Origin of the sequence: Pseudoalteromonas sp. 0802, from assembly GCF_013350085.1 — a bacterium.
Lineage (GTDB): Bacteria > Pseudomonadota > Gammaproteobacteria > Enterobacterales > Alteromonadaceae > Pseudoalteromonas.
The window spans coordinates 227,335-250,135 of record NZ_JABVXE010000001.1; the positions used below are offsets into that span (position 1 = coordinate 227,335).

Genomic DNA, 22,801 nt, shown 5'->3' on the forward strand with positions numbered 1-22,801 from the left:
AGAATTGAGTCTATGACAGCGAAATTTATAGTGATTGAAGGCCTAGAAGGTGCCGGAAAATCAACGGCCATTGCCGTATGCCAAGCTTATTTAGAAAACAAGCAAGTCGATTTTATTAATGTACGTGAGCCCGGCGGTACAGCTATGGCTGAAGAGCTGCGTAATATCGTCAAACAGGCTCACCAAGAAACAGTGACCGGTGAAACAGAGCTATTAATCATGTATGCAGCACGCTCGCAATTGGTTGCTAATGTTATTAATCCAGCACTTGAAAAGGGCACTTGGGTTTTAGGTGATCGTCATGATCTTTCGTCACAAGCATATCAAGGTGGTGGTCGTGGTATTGAACAGACTAAACTCTCTTTTTTAGCTGATATGGTGCTAAATGGTTTAAAACCTGATTTAACCATTTATTTAGATATTGACCCAGCTGTGGGGCTTGCTCGTGCAAAAGGCCGTGGTGAACTTGATCGTATTGAACAAGAAGCGTTAGGTTTTTTTGAGCGCACTCGCGCACGCTACCTTGAAATAGCTAAAACTGATAGCAGTATCAAAACAGTGGATGCAAACCAAACAATGCCAGAAGTACATGCGGCAATCACAACCGTGCTTGATAACTTTTTTGCAGGTTTAAATTAATATGCCTTTGCCGTGGCTTGAAGGGCTTTATCAGCAACTAGCGCAAAGTTTTGCACAGCAACGCTTTCATCATGCCCAGCTATTTAATGGTGATAAAGGTGTTGGCAAACTATGTTTAGTCGATTCGCTCGCCGATGGCTTACTTTGCGCGTCACCTGTAAATTTAAAAGCCTGTGGCAATTGTAAAAGCTGTCAACTTAATCAAGCAGGTACTCACCCTGATAAACGCGTTGTAAAGGTGGAAGGCCAAACAATAGGCGTTGATGAAATTCGTGAGATCAGTGATTTTATCAACCATTCAGCGGCACAAAATGGTAACAAAGTAGTGGTACTTGAACAGTGTCATAAAATGACCACTGCAGCGGCTAATGCTTTATTAAAAACCCTTGAAGAGCCAAGCTTGCGCCGTTATTTATTGTTAACGTGCGAACAAACTGCATTATTACCTGCAACAATTTTAAGTCGCTGTGCCGTACACGAAATAAAAGTTAACTCTGAATATACGAAAAAATGGTTAGCATCATTAAGCATTGCTAATTATTCATGGTTGGAGTTATTCGCTAGGCAGCCACTTCTTGTTCAGCAGTGGCAAAATGACAACCAACTTGAAGCTGTCGATTCTCTTTATAAATTTGCAACTGAGATAAAAGACAGCCATAATTTCAGTGCGTTAGTCGACATCCTTAATAAAGATCATAGCTTGGTTAATGTATTTGCTTTGTTTTTAACAGAGCATCTTAAAACGCAATTGGTTTTAGGAATGGACTTTTTCAATTATCAGAAAGCACAATCTGCAATTTCAGAGTTTCTTTATAACAGTTCACATGTGCTTGGTTTAAACTTGGAACTAGCAATTTCACAATTAGCGTTTACTTTACGTGAAAGCCAAAATTAGGAAGTATCGTGCAAGAATTATTAGTAGATATTGAAGACTTAGAAGAATTATATCGCTGTTATATGCCTTATCTAAAAAATGGTGGTTTGTTTGTTCGCACTAATATGCGCTTTGAAATGGGGCATTCATTGGCTTTAAAGGTCACATTACCAGATGCACTAGAGGATGATGTAGTAACAGGTAAAGTTGCTTGGATCACACCGCAAGGTGCACAAAGCTCAAACCCACCAGGTATTGGTGTTAATTTTATCGATGATAAAACCAATTTGAATGCGAAAATCGAAAAACTACTCGGTACTATGTTAAACTCCGGCAATCCGACCTATACCATGTAATAAAAGTAGTACCATGATTGTAGATTCTCATTGTCATTTAGATCGTTTAGATTTTGATAAACTCGACTTAGACTTAGACCAAGTACTCGATAATGCTCGTGCAAAGAAAGTAGAACACTTTTTATGTGTAAGCGTAACTTTAGATCAATTTCCAAGTATGCTGGATAAAATTAAACACTATCCAGATGTTTCTGCATCATGCGGTGTGCATCCACTTGATCAAAAAGACGCACTCGATAAGCAAAGGCTTATTTCACTTGCAAGCCACGATAAAGTGGTTGCTATTGGCGAAACCGGTCTTGATTACTATTACTCAAAAGACACCCACATTGTTCAGCAAGAGAGTTTTGTTGGTCATATCGACGTTGCCAATGAGCTAAATAAGCCGCTTATTATTCATACACGAGATGCCAGAGAAGACACTATTAACTTAATGCGCGCTCACAATGCCGAGAATTGTGGTGGTGTATTGCATTGTTTTACAGAAAACTGGGAAATGGCCAAAAAAGCCATTGATATGGGCTTTTATATTTCTATTTCGGGCATTGTTACGTTTAAAAATGCCGTAGAATTAAAAGACGTTGTAAAGCAAATTCCGCTAGATCGCTTATTGATCGAAACAGATTCACCGTATTTAGCGCCTGTTCCATATCGTGGTAAAACAAATCAACCAGCCTATGTTGAAGATGTCGCTTACTACATCGCTGAGTTAAAAGGGCTTACTTTTAACGAGTTAGCTGAAGCAACAACTAACAACTTTTATTCGTTGTTTAATCAAGCTAAAAGGGCGTAATAGTGGACGGCGTATCGAACTTACCTCAGTTAGTAATGGGGCCAATGGTACGCCGAGCAGATGCAGGGCGAGTGTGTTTTCAATTTGTTACAACTAGGCCTTGCCAATACCGAATTGAGTTTAGCGGTGTTGAGACTTTCTCTAACTTAGAGTCAATCCAATTAGGGCAACAGCTTTACTTAAATTTCATTAATGTCATGCCAGTCAGTGGCCAGTTTGCAGTTGATTCACTGATCTATTATTCATTACATGATGAAGATAAAAGCCTTGATTTGTCGTCTTATTGCTATGAACGTGCCGAATCTCCGGCATTTGTGATCCCAAATCGACTCGATAGAATTCTGCATGGCTCGTGTCGTAATCCTCATCACCCAGCAAAAGACAGCCTTGTTGCTGCAGATAATTGGCAAAATGATCAGCGCCAATCGCTTAATGCAGGTGCAGACCTATTATTGTTATCTGGCGACCAAATATATGCGGATGATGTCGCAGGGCCTATGCTGCTCGCGATTGAAAAAGTGATTAGCCTATTTGGTGTGTTTCAAGAGCCAGCGCTTGATTTAGATTTGCCAGAAGAGTTTGAGCAGCAACTATATCAGCGCCATTTACACTTACCTAAAGTACCTTGGCAAAAACGGAGCAAATTTGGTGTTGGTTATTGGCTTAAAAAAGATGAGCCACACTTCTCAAGCTTAAAAGCTGAAAACCACTTAATTCATTTTCAAGAATTTATAGCGCTTTATTTATTAAACTTCAGCGCGGTTACTTGGCAGCTAATTGATTTTGAATCAATTGAATGCCCAGCATTAGCCCCTAAATACGCTAATCTATTTAAACTTGAAAAAGACTCACTGCTTGGCTTTGCAAAGGGTCTTCAAAGCGTTGAAAGGTTATTCGCCAATGTATCGACACTAATGATGTTTGACGATCATGATGTCACCGATGATTGGAACCTAACCGCAGGCTGGGAGCAAGCTATTTATCAGCACCCAGCTAGCCGTCGTATTGTAAATAATGGCCTGATTAGTTATTGGTTAATGCAGGGGATTGGTAATGATGCAGGTGATAACTCGCTGTCTTTATTAGCCAGTTTTAAACAAAGTCTGCAGCAACAGAACTGGCAGTTTCAAGACTTTGATAAGCTAATACTCAATTTTAACCATTGGCATTACGAGCTAAATACCATCCCCAAAGTTGTGGTGCTCGATACCCGAACCCATCGCTGGCGTAATGAACAAAACTTCAATGAACCATCTGGTTTACTTGATTGGGAAAGGCTCACTGAATTAGAAGAAAGCTTATTGTCTCACGATAAAGTGATTATTGTATCTCCAGCACCGGTGTTTGGTGTTAAATCGATTGAAGCAATCCAAGCGATTTTTAATTTTTGCGGGCAACCTTTGTTGGTTGATGTTGAAAACTGGATGGCCCATGAAGGTTCTGCTAAAAAGCTGTTAGATACTTTTCGCCGTGAAGATACACCAAAAGAAACCTTGATCCTCTCTGGTGATGTTCATTATTCATTTTGTTTTTCAGTGCAAAAACGCTTTGGTAAGCATAAAAACCGTATTTGGCAGTTAACTGCCAGTGGTATTAAAAATGAGTTCCCACGCAAACTTATTAATGTACTCGATAAGCTCGACTCAATTTTATATGCCCCGAAAAGCCCACTTAACTTTTTCACTAAACGTTGGCAAATGGAAGTAGATAAACACCAAACCATAGGCGAAGGACAAAAGTATTTAGTCAGTAATGCGGCTATCAGCTTAATTGAGCTCAATGACGGTTTACTCGCTAAATATGAACTTATTCACGCTGATAATCAAATAACTGAATTCGATTTAAACGATAATTAATCGAATCCTTTGAATAAAAAAACGCCCAGAACGAATCCACATTGTTCTGGGCTTAGGGGGTGGCTCGTGTGAGCCTGCGCTAACTATAAAAAAACACCTTCTAAATTCAGTATGGAGAAGTAGAAAGTACTTTTAAGTGTAGTTAATCAGCAGGAAATTGCACGGTAAATGTACAAATTTTATACTAGTTTAAAATCAGTCTGTTACAGCTTTTTACCTAAATTAGCGCCTTATTTATACAGTCTTTATGCGCAACTTATACCCAAGTTATCAACTGGGCATTTTGGACCAAATCACGCGGTAATGAGTTCTTAATTTTATTCTTTTGCCACTTACCAAGTCCTACCGGACAACCACATAACATTAAAACTACTTCACCATTATCTTGCGTTGGTTTTTCGAGCCTAATATCTTTACCGTTAAAGTAATCGTTTGCTTGGCAAGCAGACATCTCAAAGGTATTTTTATCGCAATCTTGGCCAAAGACAGTGGCAAACTCGTGAGTTAAGCGAACACCACCTTTGTGGATCACACCAAGTTGAATACCTAAACGTGAGTATTTAATTTTATCTTGTAGTTCATCAAAGCCATCAGGAAACAACCAGAGCTCTTTATCACGCTGCATTAACGTGCCTTTAAGTGATTTTAGACCGAACTGTTTTTTAATTGTTTGCATAAACGCTTGGCTTTGTTTTTTATCAAATTCAGCAAACGGAAATGCGCCTTTTTTAACTTTTTGATTTGGGTTATCGCTTGATGCTACTTTCTTAAATTTAGCGATGAAGAAACCTTCACTGTCGTAAGTTTGCGGCCAAACATGCAAATAACCTTCGCTGGTTGTCGCTTTGTCTGCACCATCAAACAGAGTATTGAGCGATTGTACTTCGATGCAATCAGGGAACTCTGCTAATAGATACTCACACACTTGTTGGTTCTCAAGCGGTGTTAAAGTACAGGTCGAATAGACTAATGTACCGCCTGGTTTTAAGGCATAAAAGGCACTTTTGATAAGGGCTTTTTGCACAGCAGCAATATCAATATTAGATTCGATTGACCAATTTTTTAAGGCGTCTGCATCTTTACGAACCGTGCCTTCACCTGAACACGGGGCATCTAGCAAAATGCTGTCGAAGCACTCATACATGTAATCCCCGAATATCACACCGTCAAAATGTGATAATGCACAATTACCCACACCCATACGTTTGAGGGTTGCAGCCAATACTTTTAAGCGTGACGATGACAACTCATTGGCCACTAACACGCCACTATTATCCATCATGGCGGCGATTTGTGATGTTTTTGAACCTGGTGCCGATGCCATATCAAGTACCGCGTCGCTTTGCTTAACTTCGGCTCTCAGTGCTACCGGTGGTAACATTGAGCTGGCTTCTTGCACATACATAGCACCACTTAAGTGTAAATCGGTATTACCGATTGCAAGGGCGGCTTCTTCGTCGCTTGGTCGTGTTAGCCAGAATCCTTCTTCGCACCATGGAATTGCTGTTAATTCCCATCCTTTTTTGGCGCATTGACGCTGAAATTCATCGACTGACATTTTTAATGTATTTACGCGAACAGATCGTCTTAGTGGGCGGCGACAGGCTGCAATAAAGTCGTCTAATGATAAATGTTCAGGAAGGTAGCTTTTTACATCATCAATAAATGAGTCAGGAATATATGTATTAGCGTCCACTAAATGGCTCTCACATCACGTAATAATAGCTGGATCATACCATTTATAGCGCTATCAGGGGATATTTTTAGCTTTTTAAGAGCGATATTGAAGTGTCGACACATTGCTAATATAAATGTTCTTTATAGCCATTATTTTTGATAAATATCAATTTATGTCGACATTTTGTTGGTTTTTTAGCCTGTTTTTCCGATCTCAAGGTTGACACTTGCAATGATAGGGCGCATAGTGAACTTACAAATTGTCGACAATCTTAATTTAGTACTTTGATAGACCTATTATGACAGAGCAAAAAGCCAACGATAACTACAACGATATCACGATAACAACAGCATCAGACCAAGTGTTTGTCGACATGCGCCGTGAAATTGTACAGGGCACCATTGAGCAGGGTAGCAAAATTTCTGAGCCAGAACTTGCTAAACGCTATGGTGTAAGCCGTGCCACCTTACGTGAGGCGCTAAATCGTTTAGAGAGCTGTTATTTGGTAGAGCGTAAAGCAAATGTCGGTTGTCGTGTTGTTGCACTAACCGCCGAGCGTTTAATCGAAGTCTATCAGGTTCGTAGTGCCTTAGAAGGGCTGGCTTGTCGGTTAGCTGCCGACAACATGGAACCTGAAGAAGTGCAGGGTTTAAAACAGTTATTGAATCAGCACTTACAAACACAGCGTGTAAAAGAAGGTGAATCATACTACCAAGAAGCGGGCGACCTTGATTTTCATTATCGCATTATTAAAGGGTCGAAAAACGCACACTTAATTCATCTTTTATGTAATGAGTTGTACCAGTTAATTCGTATGTACCGTGTACAAATGGGGATGGTTGGGCCACGTGTATCAAAAGCGTTTGATGAACACTTGGCTATTATTAATGCCATTGAAAACCATGACGGTGAATTAGCCGAAATGCTTATGAAGCGCCATATTAGTGCGTCTCAGGCAAATATTCAGACGAAGTTTGACTTACTCGCAGCAAAAAATCAGTAGCGCCGTAGTTAAACAGTCACAATTTAGATTTAAAAAATAGAGTCAGCCAAAGAGCTGAAACCGTTCAAAGATAGGAGTTATCCAATGTCAGCAGGATTAAAGTTCAAACAGGCAATCGCCAACAACAAGCCATTACAAGTGGTTGGCACCGTCAATGCGTACTGCGCAATGATGGCAGAGAAAACCGGTCACCAAGCACTTTACCTCTCAGGTGCGGGTGTTGCTAACGCATCATACGGCATGCCAGATTTAGGTATGACTAGCCTTGATAACGTACTTGAAGATATTCGTCGAATCACCAGCGCTACCGACTTACCGCTTCTTGTTGATGCTGACACAGGTTGGGGCGGTGCTTTTAATATTGCTCGTACCGTTAAAGAAATGACCAAAGCAGGCGCAGCGGGCTTCCATATTGAAGACCAAGTAGCACAAAAACGTTGTGGTCACCGTCCTAATAAAGAGATCGTGTCTAAAGATGAAATGGTTGATCGTATTAAAGCTGCGGTTGATGCTAAAACAGACAGTGATTTTTACATTATGGCGCGTACTGATGCATTCCAAAAAGAAGGCTTAAATGCAGCGATTGACCGCGCAGCAGCGTGTGTTGAAGCAGGTGCAGACGCCATCTTTGCAGAAGCTGTGCATGATTTAGCAGATTACCAAGCGTTTGCTAAAGCGTTAAATGTGCCAATTCTTGCGAACATCACTGAATTTGGTCAAACGCCACTTTATACAAAAGAGCAATTGAGCGAAGTGGGTGTTGAAATTGTACTTTATCCACTTAGTGCATTTAGAGCGATGAACAAAGCAGCACTTAATGTGTATTCGTCTATTCTTAGCGAGGGCTCACAACAAAGCCAAGTAGACAATATGCAAACACGTGCGGAATTATATGAGTTTTTAGATTATCACTCATATGAAAACACACTCGATAACCTTTTCTCAGCTAAAAAATCATAACGACAACATATAAGGAGAACACTCATGGTAGATAAAGCATTAGGCGGCGCAGGTTTACGTGGTCAAGTAGCAGGTGAAACAGCACTGTGTACAGTAGGTAAGTCAGGTTCAGGTTTAACTTATTGTGGTTATGATATTAGTGAATTAGCAGATAAAGCGCAGTTTGAAGAAGTGTCTTTTTTACTGTCGCGTGGTGAATTACCAACAGAGTCTGAGCTGACTGAATATAAAGCAAAGTTAAAATCACTACGAGGTTTACCAGATGCACTAAAAACTGTGCTTGAGAACATTCCTAAAGACGCGCACCCAATGGATGTAATGCGCACTGGTTGTTCTATGCTAGGTAACTTAGAGATGGAGCAAGATTTCTCACAAGCGAATGATGCGATTGACCGCCTAGTTGCCGTATTCCCGAGCATTATTTGTTACTGGTATCGTTTTAGCCATGACGGCGTTCGTATTGAAACTGAAACAGATGATGATTCGGTAGGTGCACACTTCTTACGTTTATTACATGACGAAGCACCATCAGCACTGTTTGAGCAAGTAATGAATGTGTCTTTAATTTTATATGCAGAGCATGAGTTTAATGCATCAACATTTACTGCGCGTGTGTGTGCATCAACATTGTCTGATATTCACTCTTGTGTAACGGGTGCTATTGGTAGTTTACGTGGCCCATTACATGGTGGTGCGAACGAAGCCGCTATGGATATGATTGAAGGCTTCACAAGCCCAGATCAAGCTGAAGATGCACTAATGGGTATGCTTGAGCGTAAAGACAAGATCATGGGCTTTGGTCACGCTATCTACCGCGAATCAGATCCACGTAACGTGATCATCAAAAAATGGTCAGAAAAACTGGCTGCAGAAGTGGGTGACGATGTTCTATATCCTGTGTCTGTTCGCTGTGAAGAAGTTATGTGGCGTGAAAAGAAATTATTCTGTAATGCTGATTTCTTCCATGCATCTGCGTATCACTTCATGGGGATTCCAACTAAGTTATTCACTCCAATTTTCGTGATGAGCCGTGTTACGGGTTGGACAGCACACGTGAAAGAGCAACGTGCTAACAACCGTATTATTCGCCCAAGTGCAGATTATACGGGCCCAGAAGCGCGCAGCTATACGCCAATTTCTGAGCGTTAATCGTAATTAAATCAGTGATAGGGGTAGCTTAGCTGCCCCTTTATGAAGGGGCGAAATAAATACAAAAACAATCAGCCCACCTTTGTTCACCGTCACCAAGTACAAGTAGAATCATCATGAATACAAATTTTAGAAAACCATTAGCAGGCACCGGAGTCGATTACTTTGATACCCGTGCTGCTGTTGATGCAATTAAACCGGGCAGCTATGCCACACTTCCTTACACATCGCGAGTACTTGCCGAAAACTTAGTTCGTCGCTGTGAACCTGAAATGCTAAATGATGCATTGTCGCAATTGATTGACCGCAAGCGTGATTTAGATTTTCCATGGTTTCCTGCTCGTGTTGTTTGTCACGATATCTTAGGTCAAACAGCGTTAGTTGATTTAGCAGGTCTGCGTGATGCTATTGCTGCAAAAGGCGGCGATCCTGCAAAAGTGAACCCTGTGGTACCAACACAGTTAATTGTTGACCACTCATTAGCGGTTGAACACGCAGGTTTTGAACCTGACGCATTTGAAAAAAACCGTGCTATTGAAGACCGCCGTAATGATGACCGTTTCCACTTTATTAATTGGACGAAAACAGCATTTAAAAATATTGATGTGATCCCGCCGGGAAACGGCATTATGCATCAGATTAATTTAGAGAAAATGTCACCGGTGATCCAAAAACGTGATGGCGTGGCATTCCCAGATACCTTAGTTGGTACAGATAGCCACACACCTATGGTCGATGCGTTAGGTGTTATTGCAGTCGGTGTAGGTGGTCTTGAAGCTGAAAGCGTGATGCTTGGCCGTGCATCTTACATGCGTTTACCTGACATTGTGGGTGTTGAACTAAAAGGCAAGCCACAACCGGGTATTACTGCAACCGACATTGTATTAGCGATCACCGAATTTTTACGTAATGAAAGAGTTGTGTCGACCTACCTTGAATTTTATGGCGAAGGTGCTGATGCACTAACCTTAGGCGATAGAGCAACTATCTCTAATATGACGCCAGAGTTTGGCGCAACAGCAGCGATGTTCTACATCGATGACAACACACTTGATTATCTACGTTTAACTGGCCGTGAAGAAGAGCAAGTTAAACTAGTTGAAACATACGCAAAAGAGACTGGCCTTTGGAGTGATAGCCTTAAAACGGCTGAATACGAGCGTGTGTTAACCTTTGATCTATCATCAGTTGGTCGCAATATTGCGGGCCCTTCGAATCCACATCGCCGTGTTGCAACTAGCGATCTTGATAAAGCGGGTATCACTGGCGTTGTTGAGAATGAAGAAGGCTTAATGCCAGATGGCGCCTGTATCATTGCAGCAATCACAAGTTGTACTAATACCAGTAACCCACGCAACGTTATTGCTGCAGGTTTACTTGCGCGTAATGCTAACGCTAAAGGTTTAACTCGTAAGCCATGGGTTAAAACATCACTGGCACCGGGTTCTAAAGCGGTTAAGTCTTATTTAGAAGAAGCTAATTTGTTACCTGAGCTTGAGCAACTTGGCTTTGGTATTGTTGCCTTTGCGTGTACAACCTGTAATGGCATGAGTGGTGCGCTTGATCCAAAAATTCAGCAAGAAGTGATTGACCGTGACCTATACGCAACCGCTGTACTGTCGGGTAACCGTAACTTCGATGGTCGTATTCATCCTTATGCTAAACAAGCATTCTTAGCTTCACCGCCACTGGTTGTTGCTTATGCAATTGCCGGTACTATTCGTTTTGATATCGAAAAAGATGTATTAGGGCATGATCAACAAGGCAACGAAATTCGCCTAATGGATTTATGGCCATCAGATGAAGAAATTGATGCGGTGATCAAACAAAGTGTTAAACCTGAACAATTTAAAAAGGTTTACGAGCCAATGTTTGATTTAAGTGTAGATTACGGTGAAGACAACGATCCACTTTACCAATGGCGCCCACAAAGTACTTATATTCGCCGTCCTCCTTATTGGGAAGGCGCATTAGCGGGTGAACGCTCTCTGAGTGATATGCGTGCACTAGCTGTGTTGGGCGACAACATCACTACTGACCACTTATCACCTTCGAATGCGATTTTAGCGTCAAGTGCTGCTGGTGAATACCTCGCTAAAATGGGCCTGCCGGAAGAAGATTTTAACTCGTATGCTACTCACCGAGGTGACCATTTAACAGCACAGCGTGCTACATTCGCTAACCCTAAGTTATTGAATGAAATGGTTAAAGAAAATGGTGAAGTGAAGCAAGGTTCATATGCTCGCATTGAACCAGAAGGCAAAGTGACGCGTATGTGGGAAGCTATTGAAACCTACATGCAGCGCAAGCAGCCGCTTATCATTGTGGCAGGTGCCGATTATGGCCAAGGCTCATCACGTGACTGGGCTGCAAAAGGTGTACGTTTAGCTGGTGTTCAAGTGATTGCAGCAGAAGGCTTTGAGCGTATTCACCGTACTAACTTAATTGGTATGGGTGTATTACCGCTTGAGTTTAAAGCAGGTACCACGCGAACTACGCTAGGTATTGATGGTAGTGAGAGTTTCAGTGTCAAAGGTGAGCCAACACCAGGCGCAACACTGACATTAGTGATTACCCGTGCCAATGGTGAAATCGTTGAAGTACCAATGACGTGCCGTTTAGATACTGCTGAAGAAGTGTCAATTTATTCAGCGGGTGGTGTACTGCAACGTTTCGCGCAAGATTTCTTAGAATCTGAGGAGCACTAAGTGATGGCGTTTAAACCACAAATTAAGGTGCCAGCGACCTATATGCGTGGCGGCACCAGTAAAGGGGTGTTCTTTAACTTGACTGATTTACCCGAGCCTGCCCAAGTGGCAGGTGAGGCGCGCGATAATCTGTTATTACGTGTGATTGGCAGCCCCGATCCTTACCAAAAACAAACTGATGGTATGGGCGGTGCAACCTCAAGCACCAGTAAAACGGTGATATTATCGAAAAGCGCTAAAGCTGATCACGATGTTGATTATTTATTTGGTCAAGTTGCTATCGATAAGGCGTTTGTTGATTGGAGTGGTAACTGCGGTAATTTAACTTCAGCAGTCGGGGCCTTTGCTGTGTCAAACGGTCTTGTTGATGCCAGCAAAATTCCAGAGAACGGCGTTGTTGAAGTTAAAGTATGGCAAGTCAATATTAGTAAAACTATCATAGTGCACGTGCCAATTACTAACGGTGAAGTGCAAGAAACTGGTGATTTTGAGCTTGATGGCGTGACCTTTCCAGCCGCTGAAGTGAAACTTGAATTTATGGACCCTGCAGATGGCGAAGGGGCCTTATTTCCAACAGGTAACTTAGTCGATGAATTAGAGGTACCGGGTATTGGTATGTTGTCTGCAACGATGATCAATGCGGGTATTCCTACAGTTTTCATTAACGCCAGTGAAGTTAGCTACGATGGCACAGAGCTACAAGAAGCCATTAACGGTGATGCATCGGCACTTGAAAAGTTAGAAACGATTCGCGCCTATGGAGCGTTGAAAATGGGGCTAATTTCTCATATTGATGAAGCAAAAGCACGTCAACATACGCCAAAAGTAGCTTGGGTTTCACCAGCTAAAACTTATCACGCATCAAGCGGTAAAGTTGTAAATGAAACCGATATTGATTTAGTGGTACGTGCTATGTCGATGGGTAAATTGCACCATGCTATGATGGGCACGGCTGCGGTAGCAATAGGTACTGCAGCTGCCATACCTGGAACTTTAGTAAACCTTGCTGCAGGTGGTGGTGAGCGACAAGAGGTAAACTTTGGTCATCCTTCTGGCACTTTAAAAGTCGGCGCTGCTGCAACACTTGTTGATGGTAATTGGCAAGTCACAAAAGCAAGTATGAGCCGAAGTGCACGTGTATTAATGGAAGGCTGGGTTCGAGTGCCCGAGTAGCAGTACACATAATCAAAATAAAGCGGCGGTTACGCCGCTTTGTCTAATCCGTAGCATTGTTGCTTCATACCTTCGATAAACTCGTCAAACTTGCCGCTTTGTTGCATTAGTTCTATTTCGTCATTTAAGTCTTCTAAAACTTTTTGCCAGTGCGGCGTTGATTTGCTGACAGAAAAATATAGCGGTTTGTATTCAAGCTTAGGCTCTAATGCGACCAGTGATTCTAAAATTTGTCGTTTGCCGCTATTTGATAATTCAGACTTGTAAACGCTTGCTTTTAACACTTCAAGATCTGCCACAATCAGGCTTACTCGGTTACTAAGCAAGAGATGAATTAGTTGGTACTCATTATTAGCGACGATTGTATCGATTTCTTTATTATCAATCATGGCATCGAGTTCTTTGGTGTTTTTATATGAGCGAACTACACCAATAGGCAAGTCTTTTACAGAGTTTAAATCCCCATTAAATGGAATTTGAGTTCCTTTTAACGCCACGAAAGAAAGATTCCCACCTGGAATGGCATGACTTAAAGCGAGTAAATTGTTGCGGGTTTTATCAAGGAAGTTATCTGAAATAACATCATCTTCAATGAAATATTCAGGAAAGAGAATATCAGCGCGACCTAATTCAGCTTCTCTTACGGCACGCGCCCAAGGATAAAAGCTAATGTGCACGCCATAGCCTTTTTCAAGTAAGGAGCTTACAGCAAATTGGTAAAGCCAGCCTTTGTTGCATAAGTTTTCGTCTATATAAGGAGGCCAATCTAAAGTAACGAGCTTTAAAACATGTTTGGCATCTAAGTTATAACCATATCCGCCGTTGAAACGCACCGCTTCTTCAGTGATGATTTCGCCATTTTTTTCAAAGCTAACAGGCGTAAGGCCCGCAAGAGCTTGATATGAGGCGAATAAAAAAAATACGGTTAGTAGTTTCATAAATTGTTTAAGTTTTTGTTATTTATCTAAAGCTTAGCCTTTTGCCGTAAATATACAACCTAGTAACTGTAACAATATCTAACGGATGGAGTACATTTTTCGATCACAGCTTATTTTAATAGGCTTGAGTGACAAAAAGTTTACATTTGTATTATGATATCACTTAATGCTTCTGCAGCTTAAGGATAACAACAATGATAAAACCAAGTATCTATATATCACTTCTCACAAGCTCTATGCTTGCTCACGCACAATTACCGCTTAGCGTTACAAGCCCAGATGGACAAATAACTGTAAAACTCGAAAAACAACAAAATCAGCTTGTTTATAGCGTAAATTATGGCAACCAAGAGTTTTTGCAGCAATCACAGCTTGGTTTAAATACCAACCTGGGTGATTTTTCACAAAGCCTAAAATATAAAAGCCATACAACCGCTTCAGTCAATGAAAGCTATAAGCTGCATAATGCGAAGGTAAGTGAAGTAAACTACACAGCAAATTCACTCAAGGCGCAATTTGAAAACCAAGACGGCAGAATGCTTGGCGTCGAGTTTAATGTGTCTGATAGCGATGTTGCATTTCGATATCAGATATCGGGAGCTGAAACAGACACCCGTATCAAGGTGTTAGCTGAATACAGCGCTTTTAATTTACCAGATTCTGCAACTACATTTATAAGCCCACAAGCCTTACCTGAAACGGGCTGGATGCAAACAAAACCAAGTTACGAAGAGCCTTACACCTTTAACGAAACCCTTGGAACACCGCCAGCGAACGGCGTGGGCTATACCTTTCCTGCATTATTTAAAAATAGCGATAAAGGTTGGCTTTTAATCTCAGAAACCGGTGTTGATAGCCATTATGTTGGCTCAAAATTAAGCGAAGGCACGAAAGACGGTGTTTATCGTATTTCATTTCCTCAGGCTGGAGAGAACAATGGCATTGGTGCAACTTATGCGGCTATGGCAATGCCTGCAACCACACCTTGGCGCACCATCACGTTAGGAGCAAGTTTAAAACCAATCGTTGAATCAACCGTGGCGTTTGATTTAGTTAAACCCCTTTATCAAGCAAGCCAAGATTATAAAATGGGTCGTTCAACATGGAGCTGGATTGTTTGGCAAGACCCAAGTATCAACTACGATGACCAAATCAAATTTATTGACTTAGCTGCATCATTAAATTTTGAATATGTATTAATCGACAATTGGTGGGATAAAAACATTGGCCGCGAGAGAATGGCTGAATTGGTTAAGTACGCCAATGGAAAGGGCGTTGATGTTATTTTGTGGTACAACTCAAATGGCTGGTGGAATGATGCACCACAGACCCCACAAAATAGAATGAACAGTGCACCAGCACGTCGAAATGAAATGGCGTGGCTGCAAAGCATTGGTGTAAAAGGGCTTAAAGTAGACTTTTTTGGTGGTGATAAACAAGAAACCATTAAACTCTATGAAGATATTCTCACTGATGCAAATCAGTATGGTTTAGTGATCACCTTTCATGGCAGCACCATACCGCGTGGTTGGGAAAGAATGTATCCGAACTTCGTCACATCTGAAGCGGTTCTAGCATCGGAAAACCTTGTTTTTCATCAAAATTCGTTAGATTTACATGCCTATAACGCGACTATTTTACCGTTCACTCGTAATGCTATTGGCGCTATGGACTTTGCCCCAGTGTTTTTAAACAAACGCTTATCTCAAGATCAAACAGTCGGCACTATTCGTAAAACCACAGATACATTTGAACTGGCAACAGGTGTGCTTTATCAATCACCAGTGCAACATTTTGGCCTGACACCAAATAACCTTGAAGAGCAACCTCAATTTGTTCTTGATACTTTAAAGGTGATGCCAACGGTATGGGATGAAACACGCTACATTGCAGGTCAGCCGGGTCAAGATGCAACGATAGCAAGGCGTCACCAGCAAACATGGTGGGTAGCAGCCGTGAATGGTGAAAATAAAGCCAAAACATTAGATATTGATTTACCTATGTTAGCAGGCAAAAAAGTCACCCTGTTGTTTGATAACAAAAATGGCAGTGCAGGAACCAAGCAAGTCAAAGTAAGTAACAGTGGTAAGTTAACCTTAAACTTATTAGCTCAAGGTGGCGCACTGATTATTGGTCGCTAAATGTGAGTTAAAAGGCGATAAACAAAACCAAGTAGAGAAAAGCGAGCAGGTTGCTCGCTTTTTTTTGGCTATAGTTGCCTTGCTAATTTGGGCGTGCTAGATTACGTCGGGTGTGGTGATGTACTACACCGCTTTAAGGACGACCTTAAAGCTGAAATTAAATTCGGGGACGACCCCATAAAGAGGTCGACCATGAATTGGATCCTACTTATTGCTGCTGGCTTACTTGAAGTCGCTTGGGCTTATGGCCTAAAACAATCAAACGGTTTTACTAAACCACTCATTTCATTCTTTACAATCTTAACCATGGCTGCGAGCTTCTATTGCTTAAGCGTGGCGCTTAAATCATTACCACTTAGTTTGGCTTATGCGGTTTGGGTAGGTATCGGCGTAATTGGCTCAGCAATTATTGGCATGACGCTATTATCAGAAGGCGTAAGCCTATTAAAAATTGCCAGCTTACTGCTGATTGCCCTTGGTATTATTGGTTTGAAACTCGCCAATTAGTGTTTGAATAAAAATCCGATAGGCTTTGCTCTATCGGATTTTGGGTCTAGATCAAATGTAATTTGGGATTTATTACTTAGTGTAATTTTTTATAATCAACGACGACTTGCTGTTGTACACCAAGGCCTTCAATGCCAAGGGTAACTGTGTCGCCTTCTTTTAGGTAAACCGGTGGCGTTTGCCCTAAACCTACTCCCGGTGGCGTTCCGGTAGAGATAACATCACCCGGTTGTAAACTCATAAATTGGCTGAGATAACTGACGATAAACGCTGGATCAAACACCATGGTTTTTGTGTTGCCGTTTTGATACAGGGTATCGTTCACCTTTAACCACATATCTAAATTAAGTGGATCCGGAACTTCATCTTTGGTGACTAACCATGGACCAAGTGGTCCAAATGTGTCACAGCCTTTCCCTTTATCCCATTGTGAACCACGTTCTAATTGGAAGTTTCGTTCAGATACATCGTTACATATACAATAACCGGCAATGTAATCATAAGCGTTTTCTACATCGACATACGAGGCGTGTTTACCAATGACAATGGCAAGTTCAACTTCCCAGTCTAGCTTTTCGCTATTTTTGGGCTTGATAATATCGTCGTTAGGGCCGCTAATCGCGCTGGTGGCCTTGCTAAATACTTCAGGCTCATTGGGGATCGCCATGCCAGATTCTGCGGCGTGATCAGCATAGTTTAAGCCGATACAAATAAACTTACCTACATCAGCAATACATGAACCGATACGCACAGGCTCTTCAATAAGCGGCAAGGTGTTTAAGTCAATTTGACTAATAAAATTGAGTGTTACTGGTGATAAAGCTTGGCCATTGATGTCTTTGAGCACGTTACTTAAACAACGTAGCTTACCATCGCTATCAATGATGCCGGGTTTCTCTTGGCCAAAAGGGCCGTATCTTAGTAGTTTCATGATGATTCTCTTTACTTCTATTAGTTATTCAAGGTGACGAAACCGCCATCAATGGGAAAATTACTGCCGGTAATAAAGGCTGCATCATCTGAGCAGAGATATTCGACCAGTCCGGCAATTTCTTCTGGTTTGCCCATACGACCTATAGGTTGACTTTTAGAGAGCTTTTCAAACATTTCAGCTTGATTATCTGGGTAACTTTGGGCTAAAAAATTATCAACAAATGGGGTGTGCACTCGACCAGGCGCAATGCAGTTACAGCGGATGCCATCATTTATATAGTCTTTTGCAACTGAATAGGTCATGGTCAAAACCGCGCCTTTAGTCATTGAGTAAGCAAACCTGTGAGCAATACCGACTGATGATGCAACCGAAGCAAGGTTAATAATGACGCCGCTTTTTCGAGATTTCATGCTCTCGATAGCTGCATGAATACAGTTATAAACGCCCTTAACATTAATGTTATAGAGTCTGTCCAAATCAGCTTCTGTGGTGTTTTCGATATTGCCGATATGGGCAATACCGGCGTTGTTAACCAAAATATCAATGGGGTAGTGCTTGGTAATCGTATTAAATAACTCGTGAACTTGTTGATGGTTTGCAACATCGACGGCGTACGCATCGGCACTGCCACTGTCGCGAAGAATTTCATCTTTCACTAAGTTTGCAGCGTCAAGGTTTAAATCAACCACCATGATATGAATGTCACGTTTTGCCAAACGCAAACAGATGCTGCGCCCGATGCCACTTCCACCACCGGTTACTAGGGCTATTTTTTTTGTGTTTTGCTGGCTCATAAAAAGTCCTTAACTGGGGAAATTAAAATAATTGGTAAAGTCTCTTGGCATTATCGGACCAAATCTTTCGCTGCTCAGAGACTGGTAGAACACTTATCAGCACATCGCTGATGTAATGCCAGTCGGTATAACAGCCATTCATGTTAACCACTGGCCAGTCGCTGCCCCATAAAATTCGGTTGGCACCAAATAACTGATAAATGAGTTCGAAGTAGGGGCGATATGTATCGATATCGACACAATCAGCCTGTGCTTGTGACATAAGCCCGGAAAACTTAATCGAGACATTTTTTAAGCATGCAAGTTGATAGAGCATGTCTTCCCAATGTTCAGACTTTGGCTTTGTTAAATCAGGTTTAGCAAGATGATTAATAACAATGTTTAAATGAGGATGCTGCTTAGCAATGGTGAGTATATACGGTAAATGACACTCATGTACTAGGGCATCAAAACAGAGCTTATGCGCCGCTAAAAATTGGAAAATTGGCGTAAATTCTGGGTTTAAGATCCAATCAATTTGTTCAATATCTTGCAGCATAGGACGTACACCTTTGAAGTAAGGATCTGCTGCAAATAAGGTTAACTGTTTTAGAGCGTTTGTATCGGTAAAGTCGACCCAACCAACAACACCTGCAATAAAACTGTAGGACCTAGCAAGTTTTAGTAGGAAGCGCGTTTCATCATGTGAATCGGCTGCTTGCACCACAATAGTGTTAGCAATGTCATTAATAGCAAGGGTCGTAGTGAGTCTTTCTGGTAAATAATCTTGATAAAGCACGGTTAAATCTTCACTTAACCAGCGATAGTCGCCACGGCTCAATTTCCAAAAATGTTGATGGCTATCTATTTTCTTAATTGGGTTGAGTGTGCTGACTGTGCTCATAATGCGTCTCCGCTTTCTGGCGTCGGTGCATGTTGTGCAATGAGTCCTGCCGTTTTTAAATCTTGCCAAAACTGGTTCGGGATCACCTGATTAAATAATTCGACGGTTTTGTGCACCCGTTTTTCGTTACCAAGCCCAGGTATAACGGAGGAAACAGCAGGGTGCGCGAGTGGAAACTGTAAAGCTGCAGCTGCTAATGTGACATTATGATCAACACAAACAGCTTCAATTTTGGCGACTTTGTCGATGATTTCTTGTGGCGCTGGTTGATAGTTGTAGTATGGGTTTTGAAAATGACGAACGCCCGTTGCTAATATTCCCGAGTTATAGGGCCCACCTAAGATAATAGACGCACCATGCTCTATACATGCAGGTAAAAAATCATCGAGAGGTTGCTGCTCTAATAGTGAATAACGACCAGCTAATAAAAAGCAATCGAACTGTCCTATTGCCATTGCACGTTGGCATATTTCAACTTCGTTAACCCCTAAACCGATAGCTTTAATTTGCCCACTTGCTTTGAGCTCTTCTAACGCGCGGTAGCCGCCTTGCTCAAATTGCATAAAATAAAAGGCATCTCGCTCGCCATGTGTATCAACCCCTAAGTCATGGACGAGTAAAATATCAATTTCAGCTAAGCCTAAGCGTTGCTGGCTATCTTCAAAAGAGCGCATAATGCCATCGTAGCTATAGTCATATTGAGCATCAAAAGGCATTGGCGTGGCAAAGCCATGACGCAGCTGCGTTACATCAGCATGGGGATCAGGTTTGATCAATCTGCCAACCTTGGTTGATAGAATATAGTCTTTTTTACCAAGACCGCGCAGGGCATCACCAACACGACGTTCACTTAACCCAGCGCCATAGCGAGGGGCGGTATCGAATAATGAAATGCCCACATCAATTGCTGCAGTTAAGGTGTTTTTAGCTTCTTCATCACTCACTGCTTGATATAGGTTACCCATAGAGGCCGCGCCAAAACCGAGGGTTGAAACCTCAATGCCGGTTTTTCCAAGCGGACGCGTTTTAAATGTGTTTTTCATAACATACCTCTTAAGGTTTCCTTACTTCACCAAAAAATCGGGTAGTTCAGATACAGTGGCACAGCCTAGCTGATTCATGATCTGAGTAATTTGCATCATCAAGGTATTGATGGTGTGAATGCCGCCTCTATCGCCAAGGGCACCCACGCCATACACAAAGGGCCTGCCTAAAAATGTAAAGTCAGCACCGCTTGCAAGTGCACTCACAATATTGGTTCCGCTACGAAGCCCACTATCCATAAAAATTTTGATGTCGTTTGAATACTTGGCAGCGATTGTTTGCAGTGGTTTGACGGGAGATTCACCGGCATCTAGCTGACGCGCGCCATGGTTTGACATAACAACCCCATCTGCGCCGAGCGCAATGGCCGCTTGTACATCAGACTCATTAATCAACCCTTTAATGATCAAAGGCCCTTGCCATAAATCGCGAATCGGTTTTAAACCTTCCAGATCAACGCGGCCCATGACGGTTTTATTCATAAAGGCTGCGAGTTCATCGGTAGGCATATTTTTTGGCATATACGGCTTGAGCGTTTCCATTTCTGGTTTACCAGCAAGCGATGTTTCATAAAGCCAACGGGGTCTTGCTAGCATCTGCAAAATATTAGACAGTGTCATCTTCGGTGGCATAGCAAGGCCATTTCGAATATCTCGTGGCCTGTAGCCAAAGGTAGGCACATCAACGGTGACAACTAGCACAGGGTAGTGGGCTGCTTTGATGCGATTGAGTAAATCGAGCCTAATCTTTTCATCGGTCGGGTTATAAAGCTGAAACCACGCATGGCCTTCTGATTCTTCTGCGATTCGTTCTAGGCTAGATGATGAAACCGTGCTTAACACATAAGGAATGTTTTTTTCAGCGGCGGCTTTAGCAAGAATCTCAGGGGCTTTTGGCCACATTAACCCTTGTAAACCAACCGGCGCAATACCAAATGGGGCAGCGTATGTATGGCCAAATAATTCGACAGTTTGACTGCTACCTGCAAATGGCTTTAATAGTTCACTGCGTAATTGCACACTATTGATGTCATCTCTATTTCGCTTTACACCATGCTCTTGCATACAGCCACCTTCAAGGTAATCGAAGGCAAAGCGAGGAATGCGCTGCTTGGCTTTTTTCTTAAGGTCGGCAACGTCTGGATAAAGGTGGTTAAAGTAATTGCTCATGATGAATACCTCAGCTTTATTTCAAGCACGCTGGCCCAATGCTGTCGAAGGTTTTATACGTTAATAAAAACTCTTGATGTCCCATTTGCTCAGATTTGGTTTGTTCACCATTGCCGACTCGGACAATCAACTCAAAAATTTCATCTCCCACTTGCTTAACGGTTTTACTGCCTTCAATAACAGCGCCGGCATTTATATCCATATCATCACTGAGATTTGCATAGGTTTCTGGGTTAGCACAGATTTTAATAACCGGTGAAATAGCAGAACCAACAACAGAGCCGCGGCCTGTGGTAAATAAGGTAATATGAGCTCCAGAGGCTATCATTTCGACAATCTCTTGGTTGTCAGAAATATTTGGAAAACCAAACATAGGTTCGCCATCGGGCACCACATCCATTAAGAAAAGACCTTTTTTATTTGGCTTTTCTCCAGGTTTAATAATGCCGTTAATTTGCGATGCGCCAGACTTGGCATAGGCGCCCATTGATTTTTCTTCTTGGGTTGTTAAGCCGCCCTCGGCATTGCCTGGGGCAAAACTGCCATAGCCCATTTTGGTGTAGTAATTTTCTGCTTTGACAACACAATTAATAAGTTGCCTAGCTAATTCAGGGCTTTCGGCTCGATGAGCCATGATTTGCTCACAACCGACAAGTTCACCGGTTTCTTCAAAAATGCAGATAGCATCCGCGCTAATTAATCGGTCAAAACATTTACCAACTGCCGGGTTTGCGCTAATTCCACTGGTGCCATCAGAGCCACCACAAATAGTGCCAATGACAAGCTCATCGAGATGCATGTACTCAATTGGGCATTGAGCAAGCTGCTCAAGCATGATTTGGCTTTGTGTAATGCCTTTGGCAATGGTGTTTTTGGTGCCGCCATTTTGTTGGATCACTAAGGTATTGACTGGGCGACCAGACTCAGCAATCGCATTGCTCAAGTACTCACGATTAAAACCTTCACAGCCTAGTGATACTAATAAAACACCGCCCACATTAGGGTGGGTGCAAATGTTTTTCATCATCGCCAGCGCATAGTTATTTGGGTAGCAGCCCGGAAAACCGATTAGTTGCACATCTGGATGATCCATCTTATTGACGATAGAGCGTGCCACATGATGTGCGCACTCAACCAAATAAACCACAACTAGGGTATTTCGAATGCCTTTTGAGCCATCGTTTCTTAAATAGCCGCGCATA

The 22,801-nt window shown here is 42.0% G+C and carries 20 protein-coding genes; 12 read left to right on the forward strand and 8 right to left on the reverse strand.

The genetic code is table 11. The annotated features are described in order from the left end of the window. The first annotated feature begins 12 nt into the window (after positions 1 to 12). Genes tmk through HUS61_RS01130 form a run of 5 tightly spaced genes read left to right on the forward strand, consistent with a single transcriptional unit; the run spans position 13 to position 4,518 of the window. The gene (gene tmk / locus HUS61_RS01110) at positions 13 to 639 is read left to right on the forward strand and encodes a dTMP kinase (RefSeq protein WP_054561369.1); all 627 of its coding nucleotides are present in this window, start codon (positions 13 to 15) and stop codon (positions 637 to 639) included. Position 640: 1 nt separating this feature from the next. After that, on the forward strand, positions 641 to 1,534 hold the full coding sequence (locus tag HUS61_RS01115; RefSeq protein WP_175081850.1) for a DNA polymerase III subunit: 894 nt from the start codon (positions 641 to 643) through the stop codon (positions 1,532 to 1,534). 8 nt (positions 1,535 to 1,542) lie between these two features. Then, on the forward strand, positions 1,543 to 1,869 hold the full coding sequence (locus HUS61_RS01120) for a PilZ domain-containing protein (RefSeq protein WP_054554720.1): 327 nt from the start codon (positions 1,543 to 1,545) through the stop codon (positions 1,867 to 1,869). 13 nt (positions 1,870 to 1,882) lie between these two features. Then, positions 1,883 to 2,662 (forward strand): TatD family hydrolase, encoded by a 780-nt coding sequence (locus HUS61_RS01125; protein ID WP_175081851.1) that lies wholly within the window; start codon positions 1,883 to 1,885, stop codon positions 2,660 to 2,662. A 35-nt stretch (positions 2,663 to 2,697) separates the two neighbouring features. After that, positions 2,698 to 4,518, forward strand: a complete 1,821-nt coding sequence (locus HUS61_RS01130) for an alkaline phosphatase D family protein (RefSeq protein WP_175082030.1) — start codon at positions 2,698 to 2,700, stop codon at positions 4,516 to 4,518. A gap of 256 nt (positions 4,519 to 4,774) precedes the next feature. Here the strand turns inward: HUS61_RS01130 and rsmF are convergent, their stop codons facing one another. Next, complete coding sequence (gene rsmF, locus HUS61_RS01135; protein ID WP_175081852.1) at positions 4,775 to 6,214, reverse strand: 16S rRNA (cytosine(1407)-C(5))-methyltransferase RsmF; 1,440 nt, start codon at positions 6,212 to 6,214, stop codon at positions 4,775 to 4,777. Positions 6,215 to 6,494: 280 nt separating this feature from the next. On the opposite strand from rsmF, the gene HUS61_RS01140 reads away from it, so the two are divergent. The 5 genes from HUS61_RS01140 to prpF all read left to right on the forward strand — a co-directional run bounded on the left by HUS61_RS01140 (position 6,495) and on the right by prpF (position 13,189). Next, entirely contained in the window at positions 6,495 to 7,199 is a 705-nt protein-coding gene (locus HUS61_RS01140) for a GntR family transcriptional regulator (RefSeq protein WP_054554723.1), read from the forward strand. Between the two features lie 84 nt (positions 7,200 to 7,283). After that, positions 7,284 to 8,159 carry a methylisocitrate lyase gene (gene prpB, locus HUS61_RS01145; RefSeq protein ID WP_054561375.1) on the forward strand — a complete coding sequence of 292 codons (876 nt, stop codon included), beginning with the start codon at positions 7,284 to 7,286 and terminating at the stop codon, positions 8,157 to 8,159. A 24-nt stretch (positions 8,160 to 8,183) separates the two neighbouring features. Further along, complete coding sequence (prpC, locus tag HUS61_RS01150; RefSeq protein ID WP_175078245.1) at positions 8,184 to 9,308, forward strand: 2-methylcitrate synthase; 1,125 nt, start codon at positions 8,184 to 8,186, stop codon at positions 9,306 to 9,308. 116 nt (positions 9,309 to 9,424) lie between these two features. Beyond that, positions 9,425 to 12,016, forward strand: a complete 2,592-nt coding sequence (acnD, locus tag HUS61_RS01155; RefSeq protein WP_175078246.1) for a Fe/S-dependent 2-methylisocitrate dehydratase AcnD — start codon at positions 9,425 to 9,427, stop codon at positions 12,014 to 12,016. A 3-nt stretch (positions 12,017 to 12,019) separates the two neighbouring features. After that, a complete protein-coding gene (gene prpF / locus HUS61_RS01160) occupies positions 12,020 to 13,189 on the forward strand; it encodes a 2-methylaconitate cis-trans isomerase PrpF (protein ID WP_175082031.1) in 1,170 nt (389 codons plus the stop codon). A 29-nt stretch (positions 13,190 to 13,218) separates the two neighbouring features. Here the strand turns inward: prpF and HUS61_RS01165 are convergent, their stop codons facing one another. Then, positions 13,219 to 14,127: an ABC transporter substrate-binding protein gene (locus tag HUS61_RS01165; RefSeq protein WP_175081853.1), complete on the reverse strand. Its 909-nt coding sequence runs from the start codon at positions 14,125 to 14,127 to the stop codon at positions 13,219 to 13,221. Positions 14,128 to 14,321: 194 nt separating this feature from the next. On the opposite strand from HUS61_RS01165, the gene HUS61_RS01170 reads away from it, so the two are divergent. Both HUS61_RS01170 and HUS61_RS01175 read left to right on the forward strand, forming a co-directional pair. Further along, entirely contained in the window at positions 14,322 to 16,268 is a 1,947-nt protein-coding gene (locus HUS61_RS01170) for a glycoside hydrolase family 97 protein (protein ID WP_175081854.1), read from the forward strand. A gap of 192 nt (positions 16,269 to 16,460) precedes the next feature. After that, positions 16,461 to 16,775: a multidrug efflux SMR transporter gene (locus HUS61_RS01175; protein ID WP_062565271.1), complete on the forward strand. Its 315-nt coding sequence runs from the start codon at positions 16,461 to 16,463 to the stop codon at positions 16,773 to 16,775. Positions 16,776 to 16,851: 76 nt separating this feature from the next. Here HUS61_RS01175 and HUS61_RS01180 read toward each other — a convergent pair whose 3' ends face one another. From HUS61_RS01180 to HUS61_RS01205, 6 genes are read right to left on the reverse strand one after another with little or no spacing between them, the layout of a single operon-like run. Continuing rightward, a complete protein-coding gene (locus HUS61_RS01180) occupies positions 16,852 to 17,706 on the reverse strand; it encodes a fumarylacetoacetate hydrolase family protein (RefSeq protein ID WP_175081855.1) in 855 nt (284 codons plus the stop codon). 20 nt (positions 17,707 to 17,726) lie between these two features. Next, positions 17,727 to 18,503, reverse strand: coding sequence for an SDR family NAD(P)-dependent oxidoreductase (locus HUS61_RS01185; RefSeq protein ID WP_175081856.1), 777 nt, complete (start codon positions 18,501 to 18,503; stop codon positions 17,727 to 17,729). 22 nt (positions 18,504 to 18,525) lie between these two features. Then, the gene (locus HUS61_RS01190) at positions 18,526 to 19,386 is read right to left on the reverse strand and encodes an amidohydrolase (RefSeq protein WP_175081857.1); all 861 of its coding nucleotides are present in this window, start codon (positions 19,384 to 19,386) and stop codon (positions 18,526 to 18,528) included. Next, positions 19,383 to 20,429 (reverse strand): aldo/keto reductase, encoded by a 1,047-nt coding sequence (locus HUS61_RS01195; RefSeq protein WP_175081858.1) that lies wholly within the window; start codon positions 20,427 to 20,429, stop codon positions 19,383 to 19,385. The genes HUS61_RS01190 and HUS61_RS01195 overlap by 4 nt, the downstream gene beginning before the upstream one ends. A 21-nt stretch (positions 20,430 to 20,450) precedes the next feature. Next, positions 20,451 to 21,599: an alpha-hydroxy acid oxidase gene (locus HUS61_RS01200; protein WP_175081859.1), complete on the reverse strand. Its 1,149-nt coding sequence runs from the start codon at positions 21,597 to 21,599 to the stop codon at positions 20,451 to 20,453. A 16-nt stretch (positions 21,600 to 21,615) separates the two neighbouring features. Then, positions 21,616 to 22,800, reverse strand: a complete 1,185-nt coding sequence (locus tag HUS61_RS01205; RefSeq protein WP_175081860.1) for a UxaA family hydrolase — start codon at positions 22,798 to 22,800, stop codon at positions 21,616 to 21,618. Position 22,801 lies beyond the last annotated feature (1 nt).